A 4,402-nucleotide genomic window follows, 5' to 3' on the forward strand; every position below is an offset into this window, starting at 1 on the left:
TGACTGCTGCGGCGCGGGCCGTATGCCGGGCGCTTCCGCCGACGGGACGGTGCACCTGGTCGACCTGCTGTACGGGCGCGGGTTCGATGTGACGGCCATTTTCTCGCCCGAGCACGGATTCCGCGGAACGGCCGATGCGGGCGAGCACGTCGCGAGTTCGGTGGACACCCGAACCGGGATTCCGATACGCTCGCTTTACGACGGGAATACGAAACGCCCCTCGGACGAGGCGATGCGGTCGTTCGACGTGCTGCTGGTCGATATGCAGGACGTCGGGCTGCGCTTTTACACCTACTATATTTCGATGCTCCGCATGATGGACGCCTGTGCCGATTACGGCTGCCGCGTCGTCGTGCTCGACCGCCCCAACCCCAACGGGAGCCATGTCGACGGCCCGCTGCTCGACATGAAGTACAAGTCGGGCGTCGGGGCGCTTCCCGTTCCCGTACTGCACGGCCTTACGATGGGCGAGATCGCCCGCATGGCGCTCGGCGAGGGGTGGGCGAAGCCGTGCGAACTGGAGGTCGTCCGCTGCCGCAACTACACCCACGATACCCCTTACGAGCTGCCCGTTGCCCCGTCGCCCAACCTGCCGAGGCAGCGCGCCGTCTACCTCTATCCCTCCGTCTGCCTTTTCGAGGGTACGGTCGTAAGCCTCGGGCGCGGCACGGACAAGCCGTTCGAGTGCTACGGGCATCCCGACATGAAAGGATATGCGTTCGCGTTTACGCCCCGCCCGACGGCGGGCGCCAAGCATCCGCCTCTCGAAGGGAAGCTGTGCCGCGGTGTGGATTTGAGCGGGATGCCGCTCGACGAAGCCCGGGAGCAGGGACTGACGCTGAAATATGTGATGGAAGCCTACCGCAACCTGGGGCTGGGCGATAAGTTTTTTACGCCGATGTTCGAGAAGCTGATCGGTGCGGGCTATGTCCGCGAAATGATTGTGGCCGGGGCTTCGGAGGCCGAGATACGCGCCCGGTGGGCGGAGGATGTCCGGCGGTTCCGGGCGCTGCGGGAACGTTACCTGCTCTACGAATAATGTGAAAACCGCCCAGGATAACTCCGGGGCGGTTTTTGCATGAAGGCGGAACGGCCGACGCCGATTTGACTATGAAGAATTGGTGACGCAGGCCCCATTGTGGCCGTTCCGCCGGATTGTCGTTTGCCCCCGCCCTGTCGGCAAAAAAAGGGCGCAGGTACTCTTCCCTCCGAAGGCCCTAGCATGCCATTCTGTGAAATTTCCCTACGCCCAAGTTCGCCGCCTGCCTTGCGGCAGGGGCATAACCCGGGTTTCAGACAAATTTATGCACAGATTTTAACTTGCTAGGTTTTCGGAGGCATAAAGGTTTGTCTTAACCTTTCATATTATTTCCGGCTTATGCCGTATTATGGTGCAAAGTTAGCATTTTGTTATTTTCGGTTTATCTCTTTTGCAAATATAATGAAATTTTTCAAACTGACACTACTGTCGGCCAAAAATGTATCATTATTGCTGTTCTTTGTTCTATGCGACGGGAACGATATAACGAAACAGCTGTACAGAACGTAATTCGGAGATTGAAAGAAGTGCGCAATTCCCGTGGTCTTTCCCAAGACGATGTTTATATTGATACCGACATCAATATTGCCCGTATCGAAGCTGGACAAGGTAATGTTTCAATCTCTACATTGGCCGATTTGTGCAACTATTATAGAATTTCTTTCGAGGATTTTTTTAAAGGTGTTAAATCGACCGAATAAAAGCGTCCCCGTCGGGACGCTTTTTCGTTACGCGATATCCGTAATCCGGTCGGCTTCGGTGATTGGCCGGACGACCCGGCAGGGGTTGCCGAAAGCGATGACCCCGGCCGGAATGTCGCGCGTGACGACGCTTCCGGCTCCGATGACCGTGTTGTCGCCGATAGTAACGCCCTGCGTGACGACGCTGTTGCCGCCTATCCACACGTTGTTGCCGATGGTGATTGGAAGCGAACGCATGACACCCGCGTTGCGCTGGTCGGGCAGCAGGGCGTGGTTGACCGTATAGATGCCTACGTTCGGGCCGATGAATACGTGGTCGCCGATGGTGACGGGGGCTTCGTCGAGAATCGTCAGGTTGAAGTTACCCGTGAAGTCGTCGCCGATGGAAATCTGCGTCCCGAAATCGCAGTGGAACGGGCTGTGGATGACGAATGTGCCGCCTGTGCGGCCGAACAGCTGCCGGATGAGGGCATTGCGCTCCTCCTCCCTGCTGGGCGGCAGGCTGTTGAACCGGAAAACCAATTCTTCGCAGCGCTGCAGCGCCTCCCGGATTTGCGGCTGTCGGGCGTAGAGCCACAGGCCCGCTTTCATTTTTTCGAGATCGTCCATAGTTCGGGTGTTTCGGGGTAAAACGGTTCGTCCGACCCGGGTACAGCGCAGGGCCGTTGGTGTCCCCGCGGCCTGTCCCATTCGGAAGTTAAAATGCCTCTTCCCGGCCACCTGCCGGGAAGAGGCATAAAAGTAATAAAAATGCGGGTGTTTCCGATGGCTTTTACAAAAGAATATCGAAAGTTCCTCGATTTAATAGCCCGGGCAGGTTGCACACGCTCCGTCGGCCCGTTTCGGGCATGGCCCGGCTGCGGGGGAAATAAAAAAGCACACCTTTTCGAGGGTGTGCTTTTTTCGGATTTCTCCGCGTCGTTTATCCTTCGATGATAGCCTCGCTCGGGCAAACGCCGGCGCAGGTACCGCAGTCGATGCATTTGTCGGGGTCGATGACGTAGATATCGCCGGCCGAGATAGCCTCCGTGGGGCATTCGCCGATGCAGGTGCCGCAGGCAACGCAGGAATCAGTGATTTTGTAAGCCATTTTTGTTGAAATTTATTGTTAAAAGTTGTGTTGTGTCAGCAAATATAGAAACTTATTTGATAATATCAAAACCCGTATAGGGTACCAGCGCTTCGGGAATCCGGATGCCGTCGGGCGTCTGGAAATTCTCGAGCAGCGCAGCCACGATGCGCGGCAGCGCCAGCGACGAGCCGTTCAGGGTGTGTGCCAGCTGCGTTTTCTTGTCGGCGTCGCGGTAGCGCAGTTTCAGGCGGTTGGCTTGGAACGATTCGAAATTGGAAACCGACGACACCTCCAGCCAGCGTTTCTGCGCCTCCGAATAAACTTCGAAGTCGTAGGTGAGCGCCGAGGTGAACGACATGTCGCCGCCGCACAGGCGCAGGATACGGTAGGGCAGTTCCAGCGCCTTGACAATCGATTCCACGTGGGCCACCATGCCGTCGAGCGCCTCGTACGATGACTGGGGCAGGCTCAACTGCACGATTTCGACCTTGTCGAACTGGTGCAGGCGGTTCAGGCCGCGCACGTCTTTGCCGTACGAGCCCGCCTCGCGGCGGAAACAGGGGGTGTAGGCGGTCATCTTCACCGGGAAATCCTTTTCGTCGAGGATTACGTCGCGGTAGATGTTCGTCACGGGAACCTCGGCCGTGGGAATCAGGTAGAAGTTGTCGACCGTGGCGTGGTACATCTGCCCCTCCTTGTCGGGCAACTGTCCCGTACCGAAGCCCGAGGCTTCGTTGACCATGATGGGTGGCTCGACCTCGAGGTACCCGGCCCGGGTGTTGCAGTCGAGGAAGAAGTTAATCAGCGCACGCTGCAGGCGCGCCCCCTTGCCCTTGTAGACGGGGAATCCGGCGCCCGTGAGTTTGACGCCCAAATCGAAGTCGATGATGTCGTATTTGCGGGCCAGTTCCCAGTGGGGAAGCGGGTTTTCGGGCAGTTTCGTGTAGCTTTCCACGAGTTTTACGACGAGGTTGTCCTCGGCGGTCATGCCTTCGGGCACGATGTCGGCCGGGAAGTTGGGCAGCGAAACGATGGCGGCCTGCAGCTCCTCCATCACGTCGTGCGACTCGGCCTGTAGCCGGGAGGATTTCTCCTTGAGGTCGGCGACGAAACGCTTGCGTTCCTCGGCCTCGTCGCGGCGTCCCTGTCCCATCAGCGCGCCGATCTCCTTGGCGGCCTTGTTCTGCGCGGCCAGCGTGTTGTCCAGTTCGGTCTGGATGGCCTTGCGGCGGTCGTCCATCAGTTCGATTTTCTCGATGACCGGCGCGGCATCCACGCCTTTCTTGGCGAGTTTGCGGATAGCGGCCTGCTTGTCATCGCGGATTTGCTTTATCGTAAGCATAGTATCTTGTGGTTTTTGAATATTCGCGTTTCCAAACTGCAAAATTATAAAAAACACGCCAACTTACACCCCTGCCGTGCCGTTTTTTCTCGATTCCATGAAAAAACCGGGCCCGCGCGGATGCGGGGCCCGGTCGTTATCGGTGCGGGGAGGGTCAGCGCGTGTGCAGCGTCAAATCCGTGCGGAGTGTTTTACCCGCCGCCTGCACGGCTGCCGCCGGTGCCTGTGCCGCCCGTGCGGAGGCCTTC

At 58.2% G+C, this 4,402-nt stretch carries 5 protein-coding genes; 2 read left to right on the forward strand and 3 right to left on the reverse strand.

Features of this window, described 5'->3' with window-relative positions; translation table 11 throughout:
- Both QZT71_RS11990 and QZT71_RS11995 read left to right on the forward strand, forming a co-directional pair.
- A partial coding sequence (locus QZT71_RS11990) for a DUF1343 domain-containing protein (RefSeq protein ID WP_295916533.1) occupies positions 1–1,039 on the forward strand: 1,039 nt, incomplete at its 5' end.
- Between the two features lie 467 nt (positions 1,040–1,506).
- Complete coding sequence (locus tag QZT71_RS11995) at positions 1,507–1,740, forward strand: helix-turn-helix transcriptional regulator (protein WP_295916534.1); 234 nt, start codon at positions 1,507–1,509, stop codon at positions 1,738–1,740.
- A 27-nt stretch (positions 1,741–1,767) separates the two neighbouring features.
- Here QZT71_RS11995 and QZT71_RS12000 read toward each other — a convergent pair whose 3' ends face one another.
- From QZT71_RS12000 to serS, 3 genes are all read right to left on the reverse strand, one after another.
- Positions 1,768–2,349 (reverse strand): sugar O-acetyltransferase, encoded by a 582-nt coding sequence (locus QZT71_RS12000; RefSeq protein WP_295916535.1) that lies wholly within the window; start codon positions 2,347–2,349, stop codon positions 1,768–1,770.
- Between the two features lie 313 nt (positions 2,350–2,662).
- Positions 2,663–2,830, reverse strand: coding sequence for a DUF362 domain-containing protein (locus QZT71_RS12005; RefSeq protein ID WP_018694847.1), 168 nt, complete (start codon positions 2,828–2,830; stop codon positions 2,663–2,665).
- A gap of 52 nt (positions 2,831–2,882) precedes the next feature.
- On the reverse strand, positions 2,883–4,154 hold the full coding sequence (gene serS, locus QZT71_RS12010; RefSeq protein WP_295916542.1) for a serine--tRNA ligase: 1,272 nt from the start codon (positions 4,152–4,154) through the stop codon (positions 2,883–2,885).
- Between the last annotated feature and the right edge of the window lie 248 nt (positions 4,155–4,402).

Origin of the sequence: uncultured Alistipes sp. (genome assembly GCF_902388705.1) — a bacterium.
GTDB lineage: Bacteria > Bacteroidota > Bacteroidia > Bacteroidales > Rikenellaceae > Alistipes.